This is a genomic window from Bombilactobacillus sp. ESL1092 (genome assembly GCF_058107465.1).
In genome coordinates, this window is record NZ_CM176594.1 from 325,076 (window position 1) to 351,254 (window position 26,179).

The 26,179-nt window shown below is 36.2% G+C and carries 22 protein-coding genes, 2 tRNA genes, 1 CRISPR repeat array and 1 other annotated feature; of the genes, 3 read left to right on the top strand and 21 right to left on the bottom strand.

Going from position 1 to position 26,179, the window contains the following annotated elements:
• Positions 1-115: 115 nt before the first annotated feature.
• The 8 genes from AC3B6Y_RS01630 to AC3B6Y_RS01665 form a co-directional block, all read right to left on the bottom strand.
• The gene (locus AC3B6Y_RS01630; protein ID WP_489757744.1) at positions 116-238 is read right to left on the bottom strand and encodes a hypothetical protein; all 123 of its coding nucleotides are present in this window, start codon (positions 236-238) and stop codon (positions 116-118) included.
• A gap of 79 nt (positions 239-317) precedes the next feature.
• The gene (locus AC3B6Y_RS01635) at positions 318-1,664 is read right to left on the bottom strand and encodes a hypothetical protein (RefSeq protein ID WP_489791206.1); all 1,347 of its coding nucleotides are present in this window, start codon (positions 1,662-1,664) and stop codon (positions 318-320) included.
• A 23-nt stretch (positions 1,665-1,687) separates the two neighbouring features.
• On the bottom strand, positions 1,688-1,948 hold the full coding sequence (locus AC3B6Y_RS01640) for a SemiSWEET family transporter (protein WP_489757742.1): 261 nt from the start codon (positions 1,946-1,948) through the stop codon (positions 1,688-1,690).
• A 168-nt stretch (positions 1,949-2,116) separates the two neighbouring features.
• Positions 2,117-3,538: direct repeats of the CRISPR family, unit length 36 nt; unit sequence GTTTTTCTATTGCTAAATCTTTAAGGGTACAAAAAC.
• Between the two features lie 16 nt (positions 3,539-3,554).
• Positions 3,555-4,580: a CRISPR-associated protein Csn2-St gene (csn2-St, locus tag AC3B6Y_RS01645; RefSeq protein ID WP_489791207.1), complete on the bottom strand. Its 1,026-nt coding sequence runs from the start codon at positions 4,578-4,580 to the stop codon at positions 3,555-3,557.
• Positions 4,577-4,885 carry a CRISPR-associated endonuclease Cas2 gene (gene cas2 / locus AC3B6Y_RS01650; RefSeq protein WP_489791489.1) on the bottom strand — a complete coding sequence of 103 codons (309 nt, stop codon included), beginning with the start codon at positions 4,883-4,885 and terminating at the stop codon, positions 4,577-4,579. The genes csn2-St and cas2 overlap by 4 nt, the downstream gene beginning before the upstream one ends.
• A 62-nt stretch (positions 4,886-4,947) precedes the next feature.
• Entirely contained in the window at positions 4,948-5,862 is a 915-nt protein-coding gene (gene cas1 / locus AC3B6Y_RS01655; RefSeq protein ID WP_489791208.1) for a type II CRISPR-associated endonuclease Cas1, read from the bottom strand.
• A 268-nt stretch (positions 5,863-6,130) separates the two neighbouring features.
• On the bottom strand, positions 6,131-9,514 hold the full coding sequence (gene cas9, locus AC3B6Y_RS01660) for a type II CRISPR RNA-guided endonuclease Cas9 (RefSeq protein WP_489791209.1): 3,384 nt from the start codon (positions 9,512-9,514) through the stop codon (positions 6,131-6,133).
• A 277-nt stretch (positions 9,515-9,791) separates the two neighbouring features.
• The gene (locus tag AC3B6Y_RS01665) at positions 9,792-10,637 is read right to left on the bottom strand and encodes a YitT family protein (protein WP_489757737.1); all 846 of its coding nucleotides are present in this window, start codon (positions 10,635-10,637) and stop codon (positions 9,792-9,794) included.
• Positions 10,638-10,720: 83 nt separating this feature from the next.
• Here AC3B6Y_RS01665 and AC3B6Y_RS01670 point away from each other — a divergent pair.
• A tRNA-Gly gene (locus AC3B6Y_RS01670) sits at positions 10,721-10,791 on the top strand.
• 92 nt (positions 10,792-10,883) lie between these two features.
• Here AC3B6Y_RS01670 and AC3B6Y_RS01675 read toward each other — a convergent pair.
• The gene (locus AC3B6Y_RS01675; protein ID WP_489791210.1) at positions 10,884-11,726 is read right to left on the bottom strand and encodes an NAD(P)H-hydrate dehydratase; all 843 of its coding nucleotides are present in this window, start codon (positions 11,724-11,726) and stop codon (positions 10,884-10,886) included.
• Positions 11,727-11,784: 58 nt separating this feature from the next.
• On the opposite strand from AC3B6Y_RS01675, the gene AC3B6Y_RS01680 reads away from it, so the two are divergent.
• Positions 11,785-11,868, top strand: a tRNA-Leu gene (locus AC3B6Y_RS01680).
• 152 nt (positions 11,869-12,020) lie between these two features.
• Here AC3B6Y_RS01680 and AC3B6Y_RS01685 read toward each other — a convergent pair.
• The 10 genes from AC3B6Y_RS01685 to AC3B6Y_RS01730 all read right to left on the bottom strand — a co-directional run bounded on the left by AC3B6Y_RS01685 (position 12,021) and on the right by AC3B6Y_RS01730 (position 22,641).
• A complete protein-coding gene (locus AC3B6Y_RS01685; RefSeq protein ID WP_489791211.1) occupies positions 12,021-13,022 on the bottom strand; it encodes an SIS domain-containing protein in 1,002 nt (333 codons plus the stop codon).
• A gap of 21 nt (positions 13,023-13,043) precedes the next feature.
• Positions 13,044-13,871 (bottom strand): PTS system mannose/fructose/sorbose family transporter subunit IID, encoded by an 828-nt coding sequence (locus AC3B6Y_RS01690; RefSeq protein WP_489791212.1) that lies wholly within the window; start codon positions 13,869-13,871, stop codon positions 13,044-13,046.
• Positions 13,861-14,646 carry a PTS mannose/fructose/sorbose/N-acetylgalactosamine transporter subunit IIC gene (locus tag AC3B6Y_RS01695; protein WP_489757733.1) on the bottom strand — a complete coding sequence of 262 codons (786 nt, stop codon included), beginning with the start codon at positions 14,644-14,646 and terminating at the stop codon, positions 13,861-13,863. Before AC3B6Y_RS01695 ends, AC3B6Y_RS01690 begins: the two co-directional genes overlap by 11 nt.
• An 11-nt stretch (positions 14,647-14,657) precedes the next feature.
• Positions 14,658-15,131 (bottom strand): PTS sugar transporter subunit IIB, encoded by a 474-nt coding sequence (locus tag AC3B6Y_RS01700; RefSeq protein ID WP_489769659.1) that lies wholly within the window; start codon positions 15,129-15,131, stop codon positions 14,658-14,660.
• 14 nt (positions 15,132-15,145) lie between these two features.
• A complete protein-coding gene (locus tag AC3B6Y_RS01705; RefSeq protein WP_489791213.1) occupies positions 15,146-15,574 on the bottom strand; it encodes a PTS sugar transporter subunit IIA in 429 nt (142 codons plus the stop codon).
• 124 nt (positions 15,575-15,698) lie between these two features.
• A complete protein-coding gene (locus AC3B6Y_RS01710) occupies positions 15,699-16,421 on the bottom strand; it encodes a GntR family transcriptional regulator (RefSeq protein WP_489791214.1) in 723 nt (240 codons plus the stop codon).
• Positions 16,418-16,912: a hypothetical protein gene (locus AC3B6Y_RS01715; protein WP_489769656.1), complete on the bottom strand. Its 495-nt coding sequence runs from the start codon at positions 16,910-16,912 to the stop codon at positions 16,418-16,420. Before AC3B6Y_RS01715 ends, AC3B6Y_RS01710 begins: the two co-directional genes overlap by 4 nt.
• A 219-nt stretch (positions 16,913-17,131) precedes the next feature.
• Positions 17,132-18,796: a putative polysaccharide biosynthesis protein gene (locus AC3B6Y_RS01720; RefSeq protein ID WP_489791215.1), complete on the bottom strand. Its 1,665-nt coding sequence runs from the start codon at positions 18,794-18,796 to the stop codon at positions 17,132-17,134.
• A 31-nt stretch (positions 18,797-18,827) separates the two neighbouring features.
• On the bottom strand, positions 18,828-21,248 hold the full coding sequence (leuS, locus tag AC3B6Y_RS01725; RefSeq protein ID WP_489791216.1) for a leucine--tRNA ligase: 2,421 nt from the start codon (positions 21,246-21,248) through the stop codon (positions 18,828-18,830).
• A 36-nt stretch (positions 21,249-21,284) separates the two neighbouring features.
• Positions 21,285-21,492 (bottom strand) — a binding site (T-box leader).
• A 42-nt stretch (positions 21,493-21,534) separates the two neighbouring features.
• Positions 21,535-22,641 (bottom strand): glucosaminidase domain-containing protein, encoded by a 1,107-nt coding sequence (locus AC3B6Y_RS01730; RefSeq protein WP_489791217.1) that lies wholly within the window; start codon positions 22,639-22,641, stop codon positions 21,535-21,537.
• A gap of 177 nt (positions 22,642-22,818) precedes the next feature.
• Here AC3B6Y_RS01730 and AC3B6Y_RS01735 point away from each other — a divergent pair, with 177 nt between their 5' ends.
• Positions 22,819-23,445 carry a phosphatase PAP2 family protein gene (locus AC3B6Y_RS01735; protein ID WP_489775244.1) on the top strand — a complete coding sequence of 209 codons (627 nt, stop codon included), beginning with the start codon at positions 22,819-22,821 and terminating at the stop codon, positions 23,443-23,445.
• On the opposite strand, the gene AC3B6Y_RS01740 is transcribed toward AC3B6Y_RS01735, so the two are convergent.
• Positions 23,375-24,883 carry an MDR family MFS transporter gene (locus tag AC3B6Y_RS01740; RefSeq protein ID WP_489791218.1) on the bottom strand — a complete coding sequence of 503 codons (1,509 nt, stop codon included), beginning with the start codon at positions 24,881-24,883 and terminating at the stop codon, positions 23,375-23,377. The two genes, AC3B6Y_RS01735 and AC3B6Y_RS01740, sit on opposite strands and share 71 nt — an antisense overlap.
• A gap of 7 nt (positions 24,884-24,890) precedes the next feature.
• Positions 24,891-26,090 (bottom strand): methionine adenosyltransferase, encoded by a 1,200-nt coding sequence (gene metK, locus AC3B6Y_RS01745; RefSeq protein ID WP_489769650.1) that lies wholly within the window; start codon positions 26,088-26,090, stop codon positions 24,891-24,893.
• Positions 26,091-26,179 lie beyond the last annotated feature (89 nt).

The following is a 26,179-nucleotide window of genomic DNA, read 5'->3' on the forward strand; positions in this document are numbered from 1 at the left end:
AGACCTCACTAAAACAACCAAATGTACCTTAACTCTCTGCAAAACTCATTTTAAAGGATTCAAGTTAAATTTTCAAGCAACGGTAAAAATTAGTAACCTTTAAAATAGTTTTTAATTAATGTTTTAAATGCATAATAGCTTCTTGAATTGTCTTGCCTTGTCCACTGACATTTCTGCTGGGATCAACGGCAATGAACGTTTGTGAAGCTGTATCAAGTTGAATGCGTAATTTTTTCATGCTCATTACCTCCTAGATATAATTCTGCTTATTCTACTCAGAACATATTAGGATGTCAAGCAAAAACATTTGAACTATTTTATTGAACTTGTACAGCAACTTTTGCTAAAGCTTCCAAACTATCAGCAACGTCTTGCCAATTATCCTCGAAAGGCCCATAAGCTGTCTGAATCGAAGTATTGGTCGGCAAAGCGGGACACTCATTTTCACCGTTAGTACCCCAATTCTGCCAACCGGAATTAGGACGTTGAACAATTTGAAAAGCACCGGCTGCTTGCGCAGTTTGCCAAATCATTGCTTGATGCGTTTGCGTATTAATTTCGGCTGACTTAGTTGCTGGTCCCGCAAAGATAGTTTGATCAGCTACCTGGCTAACATCGACTGGTTGCTTTGAATAAGTCCATGGTCGATCGTTAGTTTCGGCTTCTACAAATGCTTGAGCTCGAATATCTGCCAATTGTGCTTCATCTTCCGAGCGCTCCAAAGCATTTTCCCAAACTGAAAACAACCGCCAATATAAATCCCAATGTGCTGATGCCATATCGCCAGTCAACAAAGACCGAAACTTTTCAAAAGCTGTTCCTCGCGTTTGACCATCATTAACTAACGTTTGAACCTTATCAGCCAAATCATTGGCATACGGATCACCGGCACGATACCAAACGCCACTATCGGTAATAAAGCGATCAAACACTTGATGACCGATTCCACTTTCAAATTCATCACCGACGGTAATCTTATCAGTAATGGAACGATGATTAACTGTTGTTTGAAAATGATCCACATGGTAAACCCGTGAAAAGAACGGAACATTATAATAAAAAGACCAATCCAAGCTAAAATGCTTACCATATAGTTCCGGTTTTAACCCGTCAGGAATTCTGCCAGATAGACGATATTTTTTAAAAATTGGGCCATCTTCCAAAGCCTGAATATCTACAATCAAGTGTTCCGCAGGATTGATTAAACCATTATCAGGGGTGAAGAATGGACCATAAAATCCGCCCATTGCATTATTACCTGATGGTAATAAATCTTTGTCTTCCTGAACTGATTTAAAATGACGTAAACCCCATTTGGAGGAACCCTCACCTTGAGCATTACCACGGCACAATTCCAAATCAAAAACACCTGTATTCAAATGAACATAAGTATCAGTCTCTTGAGTTGATGTGATCTCCTGGATGCCGTCTACTTCACTAGGCTCCAAGACATGATCTAATTGCAGTTGAACATCACCTTGTGCAAAAGACACTATTGCTATAAATTTATCAGTTTCTTTTTGTAAGCGTTGACAAATAATTTCATGATTTTCTTGATCATGAGCTAACCACAAATCGCCTGAGAGATCTTCTGTAACTGAAAAAACAACTGGCACATTAATTTTGATTTTTTTAGAGGTATCACTAATTTTAATAGTTTTCATAACTAATCCTTTCTAAATTATTTTTATAAAGCTGTTAAGAAAGTAATCAAACCAAAAATTACTCCCGCACCATTACACAATGCTAGTGGAATATCACGATCTTTTTTGCATAGTGCATATATTACCCACAACAATGTGTTAAAAGCTGTTGCCAACGGTTGAATCGGACTTCCTTTCACACCGTGTAAATTGTTAATAATTTGTGGAATATACGCTACGTACATAATAATGGCAGTTATAGAAGCAATCCATCCTAAAACAGTAATGACTTTCTCAAATTTCAAATAAACATCTCCCGTGATAGATCTTTTGGTAGCGCTTTTATTTTAAGCGTAATTTCATCATAGTGCATATTGTTTAAATTAGCAAATACGTAATACTTTGATTTCACAATTGTACTTAGAGAATAAAATTTATTTTATTTTTACAATCAATGAGTTTTAATAAAAATAGTTGTTTTATTGCTAAATCTTTAAGGGTACAAAAACCCAATGGTGGAATAGCTTACACCAATGGTGGTTTTTCTATTGCTAAATCTTTAAGGGTACAAAAACGATAATTGATACCGCCAATTTTTAATGATTGTTTTTCTATTGCTAAATCTTTAAGGGTACAAAAACGATAATTGATACCGCCAATTTTTAATGATTGTTTTTCTATTGCTAAATCTTTAAGGGTACAAAAACGATGTGTTTGAAGAACCAGAGCTTGTCGTCGTTTTTCTATTGCTAAATCTTTAAGGGTACAAAAACAACTAGTTACGACCCAGTGGCGACATGGACGTTTTTCTATTGCTAAATCTTTAAGGGTACAAAAACACTAAGTATGCAGATTCGGATCATGTAGATGTTTTTCTATTGCTAAATCTTTAAGGGTACAAAAACGTATAGCCAGTTAAATCGACATCGGATCCAGTTTTTCTATTGCTAAATCTTTAAGGGTACAAAAACAACTAGTTACGACCCAGTGGCGACATGGACGTTTTTCTATTGCTAAATCTTTAAGGGTACAAAAACACTAAGTATGCAGATTCGGATCATGTAGATGTTTTTCTATTGCTAAATCTTTAAGGGTACAAAAACGTATAGCCAGTTAAATCGACATCGGATCCAGTTTTTCTATTGCTAAATCTTTAAGGGTACAAAAACAATCAAGGTAACAATATCCGTATCTTTAATGTTTTTCTATTGCTAAATCTTTAAGGGTACAAAAACATGAATGGATTAGGAAAAGAAAGTTCTAATGTTTTTCTATTGCTAAATCTTTAAGGGTACAAAAACAATTCCTCAACCAACGCATTAACGTACTGTGTTTTTCTATTGCTAAATCTTTAAGGGTACAAAAACACAAATCAATCCACCTTGGGTCTCCACGTTGTTTTTCTATTGCTAAATCTTTAAGGATACAAAAACCATATTTCGGTCAATCCGAAGCGGACAAAGGTTTTTCTATTGCTAAATCTTTAAGGGTACAAAAACATTATTACAAGTGTACATTAGTACATGTATGTTTTTCTATTGCTAAATCTTTAAGGGTACAAAAACTCCTTTTTCAATAGGGTGGTAAGCTAGAACGTTTTTCTATTGCTAAATCTTTAAGGGTACAAAAACGTAACCTAAAACATTATTTTCGATCCGTTTGTTTTTCTATTGCTAAATCTTTAAGGGTACAAAAACTGCGTCAACTGATAGTTCTCATAGGTAGCTGTTTTTCTATTGCTAAATCTTTAAGGGTACAAAAACTTAATTTCTAACGGCGTGTAAGTTTCCAAAGTTTTTCTATTGCTAAATCTTTAAGGGTACAAAAACGGGCTTGCATGCCACCATCTCCTTTTCGCAGTTTTTCTATTGCTAAATCTTTAAGGGTACAAAAACCTCAAATTGAAAATAATCATTGATTTTTCAAAAAAGAGATTTCTGCATCAGTTAATAAATAATCTTCTAAATTAAATGACGTCTCATAATCCAGCAAATCATTTATTATTTTTAATAATACCAAATCTTTTGATGATAATGCAACCTCTCGCTTACTACCTATCAAGGGTAGTAACTGGGCTAAAGATTTTAAGATTTGCTGATTAGACAAATTCATCATATTGGGATAATGATTTTTTAGACTTTGAATAACAACATCAAATGGTGGTAATTGTTCAATATGAGGACCAACCAAAATTATTTTATGAATATCAGCACTATCTAATCTGACGCCTTGAAAATCATTCGCTATATAAATAACTTGTAAATTAGTTTGAAGCATAATTTGTTTTAACTTAGTTACTAATTCTTCAATTTTATCAGTTGATAAATAACTCGTAGGGTTATACATAATTAACCACATTTTATCAGCCGTTCGTTGGGCAACAGCCGTAATTAAATTGAGATACTCATCCACTAATTCATCAGTACTCATCAATTCAATTGGTGTCATGATTTGATTTTCTTGATAACCGACTACCAAATTATTTTTTAACAACTCTAAATAATTTAGATCCCTTAAATCCACTTGCAGACTATCTGCAAAATTATCAACATAATCCTGTAGTAAAAAAGATAGTTGATATAATTCATTGTTAATATGCTCTAAATGTTGAGTAACAGCTACTTCGTTTTCCTTTTGATTCAGATAATCAAAGAACAAAGATGGTTTATGATAGATAACTTGCTGATAAATCGCTTGACGACTATTAATAAAATAAAAGTGATTATGTTTTAAATCAATTAAATGATCATCAATCAGTAACTCAATACCATTTTCACCATAAATATTGGCCTCAGAAACATCCAACTTTTGACGATAAAAATAAAAACTACGAAATATTTTCCACAGCATATCATGATTAGGACCCACGAAATAAAGAATTTGGTCTAAGTCAACTTCCACAAATTGCTGATCTTGATACTCAATTTGTAAATTCATATTTGCACCAGCTTTTTACTACCTACCAAGGCTTCCTGATTACTGCGACTACCAACTAAAATTTTCATATCATCAAATTGTTTCTCACTAACTGCTAATAAGCGAACTTCACCATGATTAGGCAAAAAAGTCTGAATATTATGTTCATATTTTTTACCAGCTGCACGATTGGGTAAAGTCCGATAATAAACTGAATATTGTAGCATGGTAAAACCATTGCGAATTAACTCTTTGCGAAAAATTCGATATTGCCGTTGTTCATTAATTGTTTCCATGGGTAAATCAAACATACAAAGTAAGCGCATATTTTGATATTTCACCTGATCCTCCTATAAATTAACAATACCAATTCACCAATATGAAAAGTTTACTCAGCACTATTTGCCTGAATAAAATCTTGCAAGCTAATCGTCAACAAAGCTTGTGGATCATCTGTACTCATGGCGTTCACAAACGATTGCACAAATTCCTGAATCACATGATCCATCGTCATTTTCTTATTGCTAATCAACATTTCTTGATTCATAAAATTAATTAAGCTCATCCGCGCCTCATAACTCAAATAGTCGGTTGTTGACAAGACTTGTTGATCAATCCAATAATCCATCAATGGCCGAAAGGGTTCCATTAAATCATCAGCCAAATTAAAACTGTTAAATTCATTCCGGTGAAAAATGCCTAACATTGAACTTAAGCCATCGGCTACCACACACCGTGCCACGCACGAGCGGACAATTGCATAACCAAAGTTCATTGCATAATTAACTAACACCTCAGCATCTCTAGTAAATGAATTGCCAAACAACGAATCAAAATAAACTTTAGCTACCTGACCCTCACGATTAGTTAAATCACCATCGGTTAATTCCATGACCAATTGTTCCATCATTTCTAAGCGTTCTAATTCCACTCCCTTGTAACGGGCAAATGCAATTTGATTCAGCATTTTTTGTGCAATGACCTGTTTCCACATTCTAGCTTTCTGTTGACTAGTCCAATTAGCTTGAGCAATTACTCTTTGAGCCGAATGATGGTATTGACCATATGGCAGATACATGCCTACTGGTAAATATTTATCATCACAAATAATTAAGCCAATATTATTATGACTTAAACCCACCAACAGTTTGGTTGTAATCGTGGTGCGATTGCCTTCCAAAATAATGGTATTAATATCAGATAACGGAATATAGATTGTTTTAGATAATTTGACAATTTCTACATTATCTAATTTAAGTCGCAATAATTCTCCTTCTTTAATATGTACGATCCGCCAACCCAAAATAAACGCCTCTTTTTAGTGTTATCGCTTTCATGATAAGGCTTATTTTATTCTTTGACAATCTTTTTTTTGTCAAAAATTAAGAAAACTTCTACATTGGAAAATTTTATGTAAAAAAAATGACTGCCAAAGGCAGTCAATAAATTCGGGATGAACCCTTATTTTTGTAGATCCTTAAAGATTTAGCAATAGAAAAACTTTAAGTCGCTTGAACATTCAAACATATAAGGCGTCCCTTACGGGAGTAAGTATAACACCTTTATTAGAATCAATCAAGAATATTTTGTGGCTGTTTTTCTTCTTGCTCTAGGTAGTATGGATTACCTAAAATGTCAGTATTGACTTTCCAAAGTTTACAGTCCTTGGGTACTAGCGGCTTAATAATTTGCTTGCCTTCTTTAGCGTTACCATATAGTGGAATCTTCGTCAAATAATTATCATACGAATCTAATAATTTTAATTCTGCATAATTCTTATTGCTGGTTGTCCGTGACCAAAATAGTAATTCCATTTGCTCTTTCGTTTTTAAATTTTGCACTTTAATCCGATTTTTCCGGTACAGCGAAAATAAAAACTTTGCATCAGACTGAACCCCTTCTCGTGCCTTGATTTCGAGATAATCAGCCCTTTTAATTCCAAAGGTGCCATGAACACAACTCAAATCAGAATGATTAATCCCCATGATTTGATATTCACCAGTAGCTTCGTCTAAATAAACGTCAGTGCGCCATGGTTTCAAAGATTGCAAAATAACTTGCTTATTGCGCGCGTTTTGAGGCGTAACACTAATTTTTGAGCCCATCTTTTTATCATAATACTTCAATTGCTTAATAATCGGACCATTGTTATGCTTCGCATATTTGTGCAAAAAACCATGATCGCGTCGATATAGTTCAAACGGACTAACATTTTTAGGTTTCACCTTACCTGCTTGATCAATTTCTTCTATTTGATCAGGATATTGTTGCAACACTTGCTCTAACAAAGCAAAACTTTGTGGATCTAATTTAGCCATCAAAAACTTAGATGGATCTTTATCATACACTTTTTTGAATTTGGCATAATCCGTAGCATCATAAATATTTTTAATTTTAGCAATGATATAATCTGCTGGCTGCTTATCTTTAGCTAATTGACCATTACGGACTGAATAAATAGTGTCATTACTAATCTTACGATTCATCTTTTTATCAATTTGGTGCGAAAATTGCACTCGTGGTTTTATCTCTTGTAATTCTGTCACCAAATGACTATCAGGCAAATTCAGTAGTTGCTGATCATATTCTTTATCGTCTAAAATAGCACCTGTTTTGATATCAATCGTATGTTCTGACACTTTCACTGGAAAAATCGTACCACCTGATTTTTTCCATAACTTCAAAAACGGTGTCGCGGCAATAATCGTCGCATCAACTGCATGATGATGATAAGTTTCTCGAGACTTCGGTAAATGCCAATGCTTACGCATATTAGACGTGAATTTACCCCGAATGACGGCTACTTTCGTCTTTTGGTTTTTCTCTCGATAAAACTCTTGCAAACTATTCAAGACCACGCGTGAAGAGTAACGTGTATCAACTAAGTTACGACTGATAAAGCGCTGCCGCACTTCTAAATCACTTAAATCTTCATCGCATAAATAATTATCGCGTTTGGCTTTAGAAAAATTGGTATTGTTTAACACTTGAGCTTCAAATTTTTTCCAACCTTGACCATGGTTCATATTAAAAAACTCATATGGTGTCTGTTTTTCTTTTTGTTGATTCATTTCTTTGTAACACAACGTTTTATTATTTAAACTATCATCGAAGGATACTGACTGGGGAATAATATGATCGATTTCAAAATTTTCTGGATAATGTAATAAATCATATGCATCAATAGTTTGGCCACTATACAAACACTTATGTTGTTGTTCATACCACAGGCGAATTTTGGTATATAATTTACCACCCTGTTTACGTAAACCATCATCAACGTCTTGTTTACTGCCAACCGATGTTATAAATTCTTGCATGGCTTGATCTTTAATTTTGCGATTATTCTTTTTTAATTGATCCAGATACTTTTTCATATCCTTTTCGTTTTTGTCACGCGGCATTTCCACAACAATATAATCTGGTTGACCATATTTTTTTGTTACAGCATTCACAATTTTTAACGCTTCCCGCACGGATTTAGCGGCAACCGGATTATAAATATCCTCCGTAATCTTACGGTAGGGCAAATACTCGTCATCTTGAAAACGATGTTGATCGCGCAAAGACCAACCTTTTTCCTGAAGCAAGGTCATTTGTTCCACTGGACGCTTTTGCATTTCAGGAATTAATTCGCGCATTGTTTTAATGGAAAAGCGGTGCCATTTATTGTTACTTTTGATTTCAAACGCTGCTTTATTATCAATAATAGCCTGAATTAAACTATCGTCCAAGAAATCATATTGGGGTTGCAGCCGTTGATGCAGTTGTTTTCTAATCTCACCATCTTCAGTATTAAGCGTCATAATAAAACTTAAATCATCAAGAAAAGCCGTACTCCAAGTATTAATCTCAATATCTTGTTTTAAAAAAGCTTTGCGCATTTTCCGATAAATAGCTAAGGAATGCAGTTCTGGTTTATCGTTTTCATCCACTCGGTAACCGCGAATATCTTGCTCTTCACAATGACTAATTTTTTTAATCAATTTCATCATTGACGGATTACCCTTAGCTTGCCGTAGCTGCTCAATTAACTGCAATTTATCAGCTGGCGGCATCTTACCATCTTCATAAGTGGTAATCGTTAAATTATTTAAATCACTTAATAAATTGAATTCTTGCGCGGTATAAGAAGCGGCCGAAGCCCGCAGTTCTTCAGGATGTATTCTGTCACGCCCAATCAACTCCTCAAACAAATTATCCAAGGTCCGACCATCTGTTTTATAAATGCCATAATCCGTCCGTGATTTCTCACTACCAGGTCCTTGATAATAGCCCCGCTTACGCTGTAAAATCTTACAAAATTGTTCTTCAAATTCGGCAGTCAAAATGGTGGGATAAAATTGCCGCTGGGTAGCAATAATTTGCCGCGCTTCTTTGACAAAAGCGGCGGTGGGAAAAACATTTAGTAAAACTTGATTATTCTCAGTATTTTCAATTTTTGCACGTACTTGATTATATTTTTGCAATCGTTGCAGCTGAATTTGCGCTGGCGTCTGTGTTTGTAAGTCAGTCTCATTAATTTCTAAGCTCTGACTATAGTCACTACTGCTCTTTAGATCATCCAAGGTAAAGCTAATTCCTCGGTGCTTAACGATGTTGTATAAAGCGCTTACTAATTCCGATTGAGTTAGCTGCTGCGTTAACCCTTTAACTCGTAAAGCATACGGATTCACATTTTGCGGCAAATTAATATAATACGGATCGGTTTTGGAACGTGTAGGAAGTAACTTGGAACGTTCAAATAAATTAACCGTATCAATTCGGCGTTGTTTTTTCCGTCTTAACAATCGCCGACTTCCACGCCGATCACGCCGCGTCTCATTTTCTTCCGAAATGCTTGCGTTAAACAACCTGGAGCCCAGTTCTAGAACATGCCCTTTTTGATAATCCAGGACACTAAAACCAACTGATGATACCCCAATATCTAAGCCTAGACTGATTGATTGTGCCATAACCTTGCTCCGTTTCCTTTTAATAATTTTATTTTAACAAATAAATTAAAGAATTAATCAAAAATATTAAAAAGAAGTTGAGTATTAACTGCGGCCAACATTAAAGTACGAACTTTTACTTTAGTGCTGCGCGCAATTAAACACCAACTTCTGGCTTTTGAAACGTTATCTAAACTAAATTAACGAGAAATTCTGCTCGCCCTTAACTCTGAACTTTTACCAATCATGCATCAGCTCTAATTTAAAAGTTAACGCCTCGCAAATTTTTAATTAGGGATTAAAAACTGCCATTATGCACTTCAGCAATGCTATCCGCCAAAATAAACGCACCAGCATCAATATCAAAAATCAAATCTAAAATACTCCGATAATTTTGCGTATCGGTCACAATCATCAACATTTCTTTCGGTTCGTTAGAACGACCACCACGAACGTCAAACACCGTACTTCCTAGTTGTAGTTCTTGCTCCAAAATAGTCTGAATAGCATCCTGGTGTTGCTCACTCATAACATAAACAACTAATTTTTTATCTAAACCGGTTTGAATATAATTCATCACCATTGTGGAAATACCAACTGATAAAATAGCTAAGAAGAAATATTCAAATCCCGAAACCCAAATATTCCCCAAACAGACAATACCATCAATAACAAACAAGCTATTGGCATTGCGGATGCGAAAATATTTATTAAAAATCATGGGTGGAACCGTGGTACCACCTGCTGAATAACCTGAGCGATAAATAATTGACAAACCAAAGCCAAAAACAATACTACCAATGATGTCCGATAACAGCGGATTTTTAATAATCATTAAATCCGGCGTGATCGCTAAAAAGAGTGGCAATACCAAACTGCCAAACGTGATTTTAGCTGCAGCAACCTTATCAAGAAAGATCAAAGTTAAAATCCACATAAATACATTGAAGATTAAAAGTGTCATGGATAGCGGCACCTGCCACAATTGCTTAACTAAAATAGCAATTCCTGTGGCCCCACCAGCAGCAATTTTATGAGGATCGAAGAACATTGAAACACTAACTGCAATTAATTCCAGGCCCACTAGCACGCCCAAAATTCGCGATATTTTTTTGATGTATTTGTTTTTTCTAATTGTTATCATAACTATATTATGCCTGAAATTGAAAAAAATATCAAAAAAAATATCTATTTTGTTTAAATAGGTGTATAATAATTTTATATTTTGCGGATGTAGTTTAATGGTAAAACTTCAGCTTCCCAAGCTGGCGTCGCGAGTTCGATTCTCGTCATCCGCTTCATAATTTTACTGACCAATGAGCCTGAGGGGCTCTTTTTTATTGCGCTGGAAAAAAGGCACTTGGCTTTGCCACGAACCAGTTTAAAACAATTATTGCCACAATTTCATAAACTGAGGTAACGCTTGAATTAAATGTGTTGGCAAAACTACGTACTGCTTTTGGGCTAATTGCTCTGCCAAATAACTATGTGCAAAAGTAGCCGCCAACACAGTTGTTGGACTCCAATCAAATTGGGCTACAAAGCCGGCCATTATCCCAGTTAAGGTATCACCCATGCCACCGGTAGCCATCGCAGGAGTTCCAGCAGTATTTTCAAAAATTTGTTGACTACCACTAAAATAAATATGGCTAGGGGCGCCTTTCAAGATCAAAGCCGTTTGGGGTAATGTTAATTGATCAAGCGTCGCCTGATTGCGCTCAAACTGTTGTTGTGATGGTAATAAATGGCTGAGCTTTTTCCATTCCATCACATGTGGTGTCAAAATCAAATGCGCCTGAATTTTTTTTAAATTCAGTTTAGTTTGCGCGATCAATCCAAAAGCACTAGCATCTAAAATCAGTGTTTGTTTGGACGTCAACAAGGTCGCCATTTGAATTAACAAATCGCCCATTGGTGCTGTGATTTGTAATCCCGGACCAAACGCTACGACATCAACAGTTCGGACCATTGTTAAAATGGCTCTTGGATCATTCAAGTCTAAGCCCATCGCTTCTGGATATGTGGTTCTTAAACTAGTGAGATTCTCTGGATCAGTAGCTAAAGTCACTAATCCGGTTCCGGTATAAAGTGCCGCACCAGTTGCCATTAAAGCCGCACCACCAAATTGTTGACTGCCTGCAATGATCAAACATTTGCCAAAAGTACCTTTATACGAGTCAACTGGCCGTGGTTGAATGACCGTTTGTAAAATTTTTGTTGTTAATTTTTCCATTTTTATCAAATCCTTAGTTACTTTCTGGTATAAATTTGTTATAATAATTGTTTGTAAAGCCGTTGTGGCGGAATTGGCAGACGCGCAGCGTTCAGGTCGCTGTATGGGTTACCATGTGCAGGTTCGACTCCTGTCAACGGCATAAAATCGCTTGATCTATCAACGTTTTGCAAGCATTGGTTCACCATATGTCCGCTAAAACTATGAATTAATTTTTTTCAACATCAGTTTAACATATATTATATGAGTAAAGCCTATGTATTAGCTCCCACATTGGGAGCTTTTTTTGTTGAATTAATAATTTAATAAACGATAATATCTACGAGTTTTGGCGGAGCGCCCCGTCTTAACTGAATACATATTAAACAAAGTATCAAAGTAGTGATTTAACGCGTATGGTTCAATAAAATCGCGCAAAGATTGGTCTAATTGATCCAATTCAAAGGCTTGCATATCAACTACCAACAAATCATTCGTAAATTGCTTGGCAAAATTCACCACTCTCAAATCATTCTGCCGATTGCCACCACTGTTAACTACAATATTGACATTTTGCTTGCGATCGACGATTTCCATTGGCCCATGGAAAAATTCTCCAGAATGAACCGCTTGCGCTTTGATCCGTTGAATCTCCTCTAATAAATAATTGGCAAAGCAGCAAACTTCACCCCACATTAAACCTGAACCGACCCACAACTGATGTGCTTTTAAATCAGTATTATTAACTTTATCTAAAGCTTGGGGCATTAAAGTTTCCATTCCCCGAACTAAATTAGTATCTAAAGTAGACAATTGCTTTTGGATGGTGGTCACCTGAACATTAGCCAAATTGCCTGATAAATTTAAAATTAACCAACCTAACTCAATTAAATTAGCGTCAGTGTCGATAGACTTTAAGCGTTCATCTAACAAATCAGCCTGTTCCAAAGGACTATTGTCATCACCAATAAATCCAATCATCAGACATTTTTTCTGCGCTCTAATAGTTGTTAACGCTTGGATTAGTTCATGAGTGGCACCGGTTTTGCTGCCAGCAATAATCAAAGTTTGTTCATCAATCACTGAAAAATATTCTGAAATTAATTCTTCGGGACTAACGATTAAAAACGGCATTTTTAACTGTTTGAACATCATGGGCCGTAGATCTACAAATTTCGTATAGGTACCACCACATCCTGTAAAAATAATTTTACTAATGGGCTTTGCTTGTAATTGCTCAGCCACAGTACTAACATGTTCTAATTCATTGACAGCTGCTTCATAATTGGTGATAAAAACTTGCTTATCAAAATACATTGATTTATTCTCCTCATTTAACTAAGGCTTCAAGAAGCCAAAGAATGCACCGACAACACTAATGACTAGAATTGTTAATAAAATCCAAATCATTTTAATATGCTTTTTCTTTAACAGCCAGGCAATAAAGAAGGTAACCAGCAATGGCATTAAGTCCGGCATAATTGAATTTAAAACCGATTGAATTGTTTCAGGATGCTTACCTGCACTAATTGCTACCGGAATTTTAATGACCACCATGGAAGCCACCATGACCCCAATCACCGTATTACCTAAAATATTAATGGCGTAAGTAATCATATTCATGAGACCATTGGCCATTTTATCCACAAAAGCACTGCCTAATTGATAGCCCCACATCGTTCCATAGTAGCGAACTAATAAATTGGGAATATTATAAATTAGAATAAATAATATGGGTCCCAAAACACTGCCTTTTTGCGCTAAAGAAATGCCAATTCCACTAGCGATAATTTTCAAGCTACCCCAGAAAACAGAATCACCAATGCCAGATAAAGGACCCATTAATCCAGTTTTCATAGCGTTAATAGCACTCGGATCAAACTCAGGATCATTGGCATTTTTTTCTTCCATCGATGCCAAGACACCAGCAATAAACGGCGAAGTTGCTGAAGTACAGTTAAAAAATTCTAGGTGCCGTTTTAAGGCAGCAGTTTTATCTTCAACACGATCATATAACTTATCAATAATTCCAGACATCGTATAAGCAAAGCCCATACTCATCATCCGCTCATAGTTAAACGACGCTTCCATGGGCATACTGCGCCAAAAAATGCCACGTAAATCTTTTTTAGTTAACTTTTTTTGCTCTTGAGACTTAGAAGTCATCCTCTTGTACCTCCGTCTGCGTATTCGCACTAGTCGTTGAATTTTTATGAATTTCATTCATTATTAGGTACATTATTCCGGCAAAAATAGCCCCGATAATCGATGCAGCAACCATATCTAATTTTAGATACGCGGAACAGACAAAACCTAAGAAAAAGAAGGGCGCAACACTTTTGGAAAACGACATATTGATAAGCATTGCAAAACCTACTGCCGGTAAAATTTCAGTTGTAATCGTGATCCCATCGATTAAAGCTTTCGGAATGATTTGTACGAATGCTTTAACCAAACCACTACCCAAAGCAAAAGAAATCGTTGTCACTAAAGTCATAACTAAAATTCTAGTCAAGGCAGCCCAGAGATGCATGTTGCCCGCAGCCTTGATTTTACCTTCATCACTTAAGTGATCAGCTTTGTGTGTCATGGCTGGAAAGACGACAACGTACAACAAATTCTTAACTAGTAAACCCAAAGTGGCAATTGGTAAAACCAATGTCAAGGCAACACTCACGCCGTAACCATTTTTTAAAGCCAGGGCTGTTGCCAAAATTCCTCCAATAATTTCATCTGGCGGGACAGTTGCTCCAACTCCCATTAAGCCCATAAAAGCTAACTCTAAAGTAGCTCCCATCAATAGTCCTTGCTTAATATCACCAAACAAAACGCCTACCAAAAAACCGGTTACAATTGGCCGTCCAATAAAAGATGATCCCAAAAAATCTTGCATATTAGCAATTAAGGAAATAATGAAAATGCCGATAACTTGTAATATCATTACTTTCTCCTTTACTTAATTAAAGCTGAAAATTCAGTGTCCGGATCATTAGGTGCCTGCTTAACTACCACTTTAACCCCGTTATTTTCTAAATCCGTTAACTGTCTCACATCAGCTGCCGTTACATAGACTGATTTAGCGATATTTTGACTATTTTCTGTTTTATTAGCTAAACCTAAATCAATTAATTTGATATCTGGTGTTAACTTAGCTAAGCGATAAGCGTCATTAATTGTCTCCACGATAATAAACACTCGATATTTATCCGTCACACCACTCTTAATTGCTTTGGCAGAATCTGCAATTGATTTAAAAATCAATTTGGCACTAGCTGGTTTGGCTAATTGTAAAGTTTTTTTGCGAAAAGTATCTTGTGCTACTGCATCATTAGCAATCAAAATCGCATTCGCAGACAAATTATTGGTCCAAGCAAAAGCCACCTGGCCGTGTAACAAACGGTAATCAATTCTAGTCATTACAATCATATTCTCGTTTCTCCTTAAAAATCTTCATCCTCGACGGAATCTGCGACATCCATAACGATCTGTAAACCATCCTTGCCCATGGAAACTAATTCCTGTAATTTTTGCATTAATGTGACCGCATCAACTTGACTAGTTACATTAACGTAATTGATCAGTTCCAAGACCAAGGGCAAGTTCATTCCGGTAATCAAAAAGTAGTTATCTTCTCCTTGGACAAATTGAACTAACTCATTATTCACAGATCCTCCTAACACATCAGTTAAGAAAATAATTTGTTCATTCTTTATGGGCGTGATGGTTTTCAATAATTGCTTCTGAAAACTAAGATTGTCATCAACATAAGCTGTAATATAATGTAATTTCGGCTGTTGCCCCATAATTAATGACACCGTTTGATACATTCCTAACGCCAAAGTTGAATGACTTGCCAGTACTATTTCCACAGTTTTCACCTTCTTTATAGCCATATCTTCATTTATTAAATCTAGAGCTATTTTCAAATTCAGGCAATAAAAAAAAGACCATTTCTTAAAATGACCTCATTTTTAAAACCAATTTAGGGACCAATCATCTCTGAATTGTATTTTTATAATTAATAAAATTAGGATTATACCATGACTGTGTATATTCAACTATTTTTTTTCTTTTAGTAAAACCTTGATATTCAAAATAAAGCAAATAACGCTCTTCGGCTAACTTCAACTGCTCCGCAACAAAGGGCGCTTTTTCAACAGATTGGGCCTGAAAAATCGTATGAAACATAATTGGCTTTTTATTTCTAAAAGCCATATAATCATACAACGACAATTTTCCAAAATCATAGCGATGGGCATCTTCAAATTCTCTAAACGGAATATAAGATTTTTGAAAGGCGATTACTTGTTGTGACACCATTCTAGTCCGAATTAACTCGTAAAAATCTTCATATTTATTATCAAAAATCAATTGCAATTTGGGAGAATGATAAATGGCTTTAAATGACCAAACACGACTAGTAGTATTTATTTTATTAATACGCATAATTTGTGTAAACGAATTGGGCGCATCATCACCAATTTTCACCAAATTGTTAGTGCCCACTTCCACTAAATACGTCCCATCACCGCGCCTTTTTTCCAAAATATTATCAGCAACTAATGAATTAATCGCATTTTTAATAGTTGTACGACTGTAACCTAATTGACTAACTAAAGTTCGTTCATTCCAAATCCGTTCATTAAATTTAAAAGTCCCACTAGTAATTAAATTGAGAATTTTTTCCTTAGCTTCAATATACAAATAGGTCTTCAATCTCCTTCTCCTTTTTGAAAAATAAATTGGTCCGGCAACAGCACTGTTTCTTCCGAGCGAATAATCGTTCCTTGATTGTTACGAAAAATTGCTTTTTCTACCAAAACTTGTAAGCGGTCAACTTCTTGTTTGAACAATTTACGTTCCTGTTCATTAGCCCATGTCAACATCACATTTTGAGTGATTTGATTAACCTGACATTGATAATCTACTAGATTTTCCAAATCCATTAAATCACTTTGATCCAATTGTGGTAAAAAGCGGTTGGGAATTAAGGAAGTGATAATGGCAGTTGGTTGCTGTTGTTCTAACAAAACGAAGACGCGCTTTCTTAAGCGGCCTATTTTTTGTGCAAACATTGTATTATAAAAACCTGATTCTGCGACTTCTTGTACGTTAATCAACTTCGGATGCTGCTTAACTTTTTGAAGAGGAGTCGTATATTTTTTTAAATCAATTACTTCCATATTATTTTCAGACCATTCTATCAATAGCGTTCCATGCTTGGTAAATTGCTTATTACTAACATATTATATACCACCGTTTAATCGCTAATTATTCAGACTTTCAGCCACTGTTTCTGATTCTAATCAACTTGTAATAGCAAAAAAATAAGGTTGGAACAATAAGATTAATGATCGTACTCTATCTAGAAGTAAACGAACATTAATTCATTATTGCGTTCCAACCTTATTGTTTTTTAAAACAGATTAATTGATATGCAATTTTTGCCGTAAATTAGCAACTTTGGAGCCTAAAATCTTCTCCGCTAAGTGCGATTTTAAAATTAAATAACCATAGATCCCAACACCTAATACAACTTCCAGGCATAATAACACAATAGCCCACGGGCGACCTTGATTATTCACCAAATGATATGCAACAAAATCCAAGATTAAAATGGATACTAACATCACAACTGTTAACATAAAAATGCCACAAGTACGGTTAATGGTCGGCTGTAATTTAAACTCAAATTTCACACACAATAATCGCAACATCAGCCAACACGTGACCGCCATGCCAATAGCAGTCGCCATTAAGGGCCCAAAACTACTAAAAATTAAAATACATGGATATTGTACAAGCATTTTAACAATAAAACCAATCACAAAATATTTAATCGCCATTTTATTTTGATATAGTCCTTGTAAAATAGCTGACAAAACCGTAAATAACCCTAACAAGATAGCTACTACACAACTAAATTGTAACAAGTAAATCCCCAACTGATCATATCGATAAAACAAAATATACAAAGGCTTAGCTACTGCATACATGCCTAAAGCTGCCGGTAACATAACTAAGAAAAACAATTGTAAGATATTACCAATTTGATCTTGAATTTCTTTTTGGTTATGACGCGAATAAGCTGCTGACAATAAGGGGATCGCAGTAACAGCCATCGCTGTTGATAAAGAAACCACAATCATAATTAATTTATTTGCATTAAAGGCAAATAGAGCATACATGGCATTCAATGTGTCTTTACTAAAATGTTGAAACGACGACATCATTGAATTAAACGTCGACTGATCAAATAATTGGAATAAGATAATGCCAGAATCCAGAATAATAAAAGGAACTGCTTGGCGAATAATTTCTCCAAAAAAATTCTGATGACGTGTATCAATTTCAAATTTACTTTGTCGTGATAGACGGCGAATTTGCGGTAATTGCTTTAAAAAGTAAATTACCAACACTCCTAAACCAAAGACCGCACCAATGAAAGCTGCAAAGGTCGATTGCGTTACGGCACTAACATAACTGCCCTTTTGCACCTTCATAATTAAATACGTTGCCGCTAACATATAAATTACGCGCGCCACTTGCTCAATTAATTGAGAAACCGCTGAAGGTGCCATTTGTGAATAGCCTTGAAAATAGCCCCGCATGAGACTCATCAACGGAATGATTAATAACGCAATCGCCAAGGCTCTTAAAACTGGAATGGCATTGGCATTGCCATCAGCAAACCAATCACTCAAAAGCGGTGCGCCAAAATACATCAGCGCTGCACTAATTATGCCCATCCAAGCCATGATTTTGATGCCTTGTTTAAATAACTGGTTTCCCGCCGCATACTCGTTTAAAGCATTGTAATGCGCAATTTGTTTGGAAATTGCCCCGGGAATACCCGCCGTCGAAATTATCAAAAACAGACTATAGATATTATAGCCCTTAGCAAATAGGGCATTGGCCAAGGTAGCCGTTAAAACGGAACCAAACCACATATTCCACGGAATGATATAAATAGCACCCAAGACTCGCGAAAAAATACTTCCCGCCGTCATCCAAGCTGAACCCTTAATTAAATCATTTTTGCCACCAGTTACCGCAGTTGTCACTGTATTCTCTTCGACATCTTGATCCATCAAATTGATCCTCTCTAAAATTGATGAATTATTATTTTACCACAAAATTCACAATTTTTTGCGGAACCACAATGGTTTTTACAATCTTTTTATCAGCAATAAATGATTGTGTCTTTTCATCAGCTAATGCTCTTTGTTCTAAATCAGCTTTGGAAATATCAACTGGCACCGTAATCTTATTTCTTAACTTACCATTAACTTGCAAAATAACTTCGACTTCAGCACTAACTAGATCTTCTTCATTGTAAGTTGGCCATTGAGCATAAGTGATGGATTCATCATGACCTAATTTTTGCCAAATTTCTTCAGCAATATGCGGTACGATTGGGGCTAACATTTTAATTAAACCTTCAGCGTAATCCTTTGGAAACTGATCTTGCTTTTGCACAGCGTTGACAAAAGTCATCATTTGCGAAATTGCCGTATTAAATTGTAACTTTTCATAATGATCACTAACTTGTTTCACAGTTTCACTATAAATCTTTTTCAAATCAGCATTCGGCTGCTCGGTAATAAAATCAGTCCGCAAAGTGTTGTCATCATCTGCATTAATATATAAGCGCCAAACCCGCTCTAAGAAACGATAAGAACCAGCTAAGCCATCTTCACTCCAAGAAATGGAAGCATCTAACGGTCCCATAAACATTTCGTAAAGACGTAACGTATCAGCACCATATTCATCGACAACATCATCAGGATTAATAACGTTGCCTTTGGACTTCGACATTTTTTCGTGATTATTACCCAAAATCATTCCTTGATTAAATAATTTTTGGAACGGTTCTGGTGTCGGTACAACACCTAAATCGTATAAGAACTTATGCCAAAATCTTGCATACAGTAAATGCAGCACAGCATGTTCGGCTCCACCGACGTATAAATCAACGGGCATCCACTGTTTTAATTTTTCATAATCAGCGATTGCTTCATCATTATGTGGATCTACATAACGCAAGAAATACCAAGAACTACCAGCCCATTGTGGCATTGTATTGGTTTCCCGCCGACCTTTGCGGCCATTTTTATCAACCACATTGACCCAGTCAGTCAAGTTAGCCAACGGACTTTCAATCGTACCTGAAGGTTTAATATCATGTTCTGCTGGCAAACGTAATGGTAATTCATCTTCAGGAACTAAACTCGTGGTTCCATCTTCCCAATGAATAATTGGAATGGGTTCACCCCAGTAACGTTGCCGTGAAAAGACCCAATCTCGCAAGCGGTAATTAACTTTCTTTTGGCCAACCTGATGATCTTCTAACCACGCCAAAACCTTATCAATTGCCTGCTGTTTATTTAAACCATTTAAAAACTCCGAATTAATATGTTCACCATCACCTGTATAAGCATGATCACTGACATCACCACCCGCAATGACTGCTTTAATTGGTAAGTCAAACATTTTAGCAAATTCGAAATCCCGGTCATCATGTGCTGGAACAGCCATGATAGCACCCGTCCCGTAGCTAGCCAAGACATAATCAGAAATCCAAATTGGTAATCGATCGCCATTAATCGGATTAATAGCGTAAGCGCCTGTGAAAGCACCTGTTTTTTCAGTATTTAAATCGGTCCGATCCAAATCACTCTTTTTAGCAGTTGCTTCCTGATATTGTTGAACTTGTGCTTTTTGTTGTGGGGTAGTAATTTGATCCACTAGTTCATGCTCTGGAGCCATGACTACATAAGTAGCACCAAATAACGTATCTGGCCGTGTCGTAAAGACATTAAACGTTAAATCATGATCGGCAATCTCAAACTTAACTTCAGCACCGACTGACCGGCCAATCCAGTTGCGCTGCATTTCCTTAATATTTACGGGCCAATCGATTAAATCTAAATCATCCAATAAACGATCCGCATAAGCCGTAATTTTGAGCATCCATTGTCGCATTGGCTTACGGTAAACTGGAAAACCACCACGTTCAGTTTTACCGTTGACAATCTCCTCATTAGCGACTACTGTACCTAAATCTGGACTCCAATTAACAGGAACTTTGGCTTCATAAGCTAACCCCTGTTTATACAATTGTTCAAAGATCCACTGTGTCCATTTATAATAATTGGGATCAGTAGTATTAATTTCGCGCTCCCAATCGTAAGAAAAACCTAGCGAATTAATTTGTCGCTTAAATGTATCAATATTTTGTTGCGTAAAATCAATGGGATTATGTCCAGTTTTCAGCGCATATTGTTCAGCGGGTAAGCCAAACGCATCCCACCCCATGGGATGTAAGACATTGTAGCCTTGCATCCGCTTCATCCGGGCAATAATATCGGTCGCGGTATACCCTTCTGGATGACCAACATGCAAACCTTTACCAGACGGATAAGGAAACATATCTAACGCGTAAAAGTTTTTCTTATTTGGATCTTCTGTTGTTTTAAACGTCTTATGTTCGGCCCAATAGGCTTGCCATTTTTTTTCAATAACGTTGTGATTATAACCCATAATTACCCTCCTACAAAAAAAGTCCCATTGCTCTTGCAATAGGACGAAATTTACCCGCGGTACCACCTAAGTTTTATATATTAACTATATAACTCTCAAGTATTTAACGATACCCCGTGACTACTTACTATTAGTTCAGTAATCAAACTCCAAAGATGAGTTCATTAAAAAATATCTGTGAAATCACACTAACCTTCCACTCTCTGATAATCAATTTTTCAATTACTATTCCTTTGGTAAAAACTAATCTGACGCATATTATAAATAAAAATCACGCTAATTGCAACTAGTCTGACGAATTTTCAGTTGCAGCTTCCTGTGGCGAAACTTGAATTGAATTATCAGTAGCTGGGGTTGACTTAGTATTAGAAACTGCTTTAGCCTGCACAACTGGTGCTTTTTTAATAACAGCAGCTGGATCAGCATGATCTCCACTAGGAATTGTCCGTGAAAAATCAGTTTCAGTTTTTGCATCCTTAGGCCGATTGCTTGGTTTAGTACTAGGAGCTTGCAATATTTCCTTGTTGGTATTAATTAATTCATTCAGGGAATTATTAACAATAACCGGTAAAGCCGGCGTTTGTGTTTCGCTAGTAGCTGAAGCATCAGCTGCTGGATTTTGAAATTTATTTCTCACAATTACCGGGGCTTGTTGATTTTGATAAGTATTCCTTGTAGAATTATGGTTCACATCATTTGTGACTAAACTAACATTATTGACTACAATGTCATTGACACTTGGTTTAGTAGCATCAACTGGTTGATCAAACCGCGTTAGATTATACTTTTCAATCAAACTGTTCAATTTATCGGCATATGATGTATCCGTGGCATAACGCCCCGTTAAAAAGCTAGTAGCATCTTTATAGGAACTAGTTTTACTACGCCAAGCTCCAGAATACATGCCATTATCGCGCAGTAAACGAACGTAGTCTTCTAAGGACTCACGATAGGAGGGATACTTGCGAAAATTAGCTTGAATACCATACAAATTACCACTGCCATCATCTTCTTGCGTGGCCATATTAACCGCTGATCCTTGAAAACTGCCTTTAACACCAAACAAGTTATAATTAGGCGCCTGGGCTAAAGTACTTGTCCCCCAACCGCTTTCTAAGAGTGCTTGGGCTAACATAACTGAAGCATAAAGATCATTATTATTGGCTAACTTTTGCGCCGATAAACCCAAATAATTTAAAAATGTTTGATCCCCATATCCGGACGATGTGACCACATTTTCCAAGTTATCAGCATCATTGACGTTAATTGTCACTTGATCAAAACTATCAGCATAACTCGTCACACTACTATGCTTTAAAGCATTTAATGCAGTTAAACAACTTAAGCAACTAATTGCAACTAGTTTAACTGATCTTCTTAAATGTTTTTTCATCAAACAGACCCCCTTTATTTGCGACTGGGATAAAAATATACTAAGGTCTTTGTCCCAATCTCATTTATTAGTTAAACTTCCCACTACTTCAAGCTAATTATAGTCACCAATGAACTTAATCAATGCCCTTTCCGGTAAGATTTACCAAAAAATTAATTATTTTTTAGGAGATTATTAATGAAATTATCAAAACTATTACTTTTTCTTAGCATTTTCTTTATCTCTTGTTTTTTAATTTTGACAATGATGTTATTTCATCATCAGCCAGCATTACGGCACTGTGATTTCTGGTTTTTTCAACACTTAGCTTTTTTGAGTGAACATAATCGAACCTTCTTCAAATACATTACCACTATTGGCGCGCCTAAAGTCGTCTTTAGTCTAACTATCCTTATTAGCTTCATTTTAAAGAATCAACGCCAACGATTTTTTCTGCTTAGTAACGTAATAAGTAATTTATTATTAAACCAAGTTTTAAAAGCGCTCATTCACAGACCTCGTCCCAACTTAAATCATCTCGTCCAAGCAACTGGCTTTAGTTTTCCTAGCGGTCATGCTATGGCTACCACTGCTTTAATTGGGAGTTTAATTCTCATCTATTACCAAACTACGAAAAAAAAGCAATTACCATTTTTTTTAATGGTAATTGCCCTCATCATTATTATCAGTCGTCCCATTTTACACGTTCATTATTTTTCTGACGTTTTAGCAGGTACCTGTTTAGCTAGTGGAATTACTCTGCTGATTTACCTTGGCTTTTTTGAAAATCCTTTAACAAATAATCACTATGGTCAAAGAAATTGAGAATAACTGCCACAATTAAAATGATAATTCCCACTACAAAAATCCAGTGCAAGCCTTCATAAACAATTTGTCTAGCTGGTGCTAAATATTGTTTTGCTAACAAATGCGCGGTCGAAGAATTAATCATTTGATCCAACATTTTAAAAGTTAAACCTGAATGTTGTTGTACTCCTTGTGCCATTTTTAGGTTCATCACAATTCCAAAGACGGAAACCATCAAGGTTTGCCCCAAATTACGAGCTAACGTATTGAAACTGGTGGCCGTTCCCACTTCATCTGCTGTGACTACACTTTGCGAAGTAACCGTGGAAGTTGTAATCGACAAACCAAAACCAAAACCAACCACCGCAGAGATAATTAGAAAAATGCCAAAGGCCGTTTTTAACGGTAACAACAGATAGCACCCACAGCCAACCACTAGAAAGCTAAGTGCAAATAACGTAATTTTATGCGGTGGATATTTAGCAATCATTTTACCAGAAATATAAGAACCAAATAACCAAACTACCGAACTAGGTGTAACCACAAAGCCCCCCATCGACGGCTTCAGTCCTAAAACGCTCTGCATCCAAATTGGCAAATAAGCATCAAAACCAATCAAAAAACCAGAAATTAATAGAATCGACACATTTTGTACAACAAAAGTACGATTTTTAAATAATTTTAACGGCAAAATTGGATCTGCTTTTTGCCGTTCGACCTTCACAAATACAAAAGCACCTAATACGGCTGCTACTAACAAAATTAAACTAATTAGCCAAGCATGGGCATTATTTAAGTTCTGTAGCCCGAGCATTAAACAAACTAAGACGAACGTTAATAAGATAATACCTTGAAAATCAACCGGCTCACGCACAGCTTGACTGCGCTTAGGTTCATGCAAAAATAATTGAATCAAGATAATTGTAATCAAACCAATGGGAATATTAATGGCAAAGACCCAATGCCAAGACAGTTGTTCAACAATAAAACCACCTAACAAAGGCGCCACAATTGAGGCAATTCCCCAGGCAGACCCATTTAAGCCAATCATATTGGCCCTTTTTTCTAACGGATAAATATCAGCTAAAACGGTATACGTCAACGGCTGAATTGCCCCAGCACCTAGTCCTTGTAAAACCCGTGACAAAATTAGTTGCAACATAGAATGCGAAATACAACATAAAAAAGAACCCAAGACAAAAATTAATAAGCCAATATTTAATAAAATTTTACGACCATAGCGATCAGATAATTTACCATAAATCGGCGTCGTGACCGCGCTCATTAATAAATAGATTGAAAAGACCCAATTCATTAATTTCAAGCCATGTAAATCACTAATAATTGTCGGCATCGCCGTCGAAACAATCGTGCCTTCGACGGCTGTCATGAAAGTTGCTACAAAGACTGCAACCGTGACCCACTTAACGTTTGTTTTTTTTACTATTGAATTCACAATATCCCTACTTTTGAATAGCTTGCTGAATCGCTGTAACTTTGTCTAATTGTTCCCATGGTAATTGCACATCAGTGCGCCCAAAATGGCCATAAGCAGCCGTTTGCTTATAAATTGGCCGCTTTAGATCTAACATTTCAATAATTCCGGCTGGTCTTAAATCAAAGACTTCCCGAATAGCTTGCACAATTTGCGAATCACTATAATCACTTGTATTAAAGGTATTAACATTAATAGAAACTGGACGTGCTACCCCGATCGCATAAGCTAATTGAATTTCAATTTGATCAGCGACCCCAGCAGCAACTAAATTTTTAGCCACATAACGTGCCGCATAACTAGCTGAACGATCAACCTTAGTCGCATCTTTACCGGAGAAAGCTCCACCACCATGATGAGCAAAACCACCATAGGTATCGACAATAATTTTACGACCAGTTAATCCAGTATCACTACTTGGACCACCTAAAACGAAGCGTCCAGTTGGATTAATAAAGAATTTAGTTTCAGCATCCAATAATTCAGCTGGAATAACTTGTTTAATCACTTTTTCAATCACATCTTGCCGTAAATCAGCTAACTTGACATCCGGATCATGCTGCGTACTTAAAACAACTGTATCAACCCGTAAAGCTTTCCAGTTATCATCATATTCGACAGTAACTTGCGCCTTTGAATCCGGGCGTAAATAAGTCAATTCATGTTGTTTGCGGACCTGAGTCACCTTGTAAACCAACTTGTGAGCCAAGATAATCGGCAAAGGCATAAACTCCGGTGTTTCATTGGTAGCATAACCAAACATCAAGCCTTGATCGCCAGCACCAATTTGATCTAGCGGATCAGTATCATTGTCTGAATCTCTTTTTTCTAAGGCGTCATCCACCCCTTGCGCAATATCAGGCGATTGTTGATCAACCGCAATAATCACGGCACAAGTATCAGCATCAAAACCGTAAGCCGAATCCGTATAGCCAATTTCACGAATCGTTTGACGTACAATAGCTTGCATATCAACGTAAGCGGTCGTTGATATTTCGCCAGCAACCAAAACTAATCCAGTGGTCACTGTAGTCTCACAAGCAACCCGTGCTTGCGGATCCTTAGCTAAAATAGCATCCAAAATAGCATCACTAATTTGATCAGCTATTTTATCTGGATGTCCTTCTGAAACAGATTCCGATGTAAAGAAATGACGTTCTTTTTCCATAAAAATACTTCCCCCTTGAATTTAGGTTACAGGTAAGCTAAATAGCCCCATCGGGAATTTAGTTAACTAAAATATGTTATCACATATTT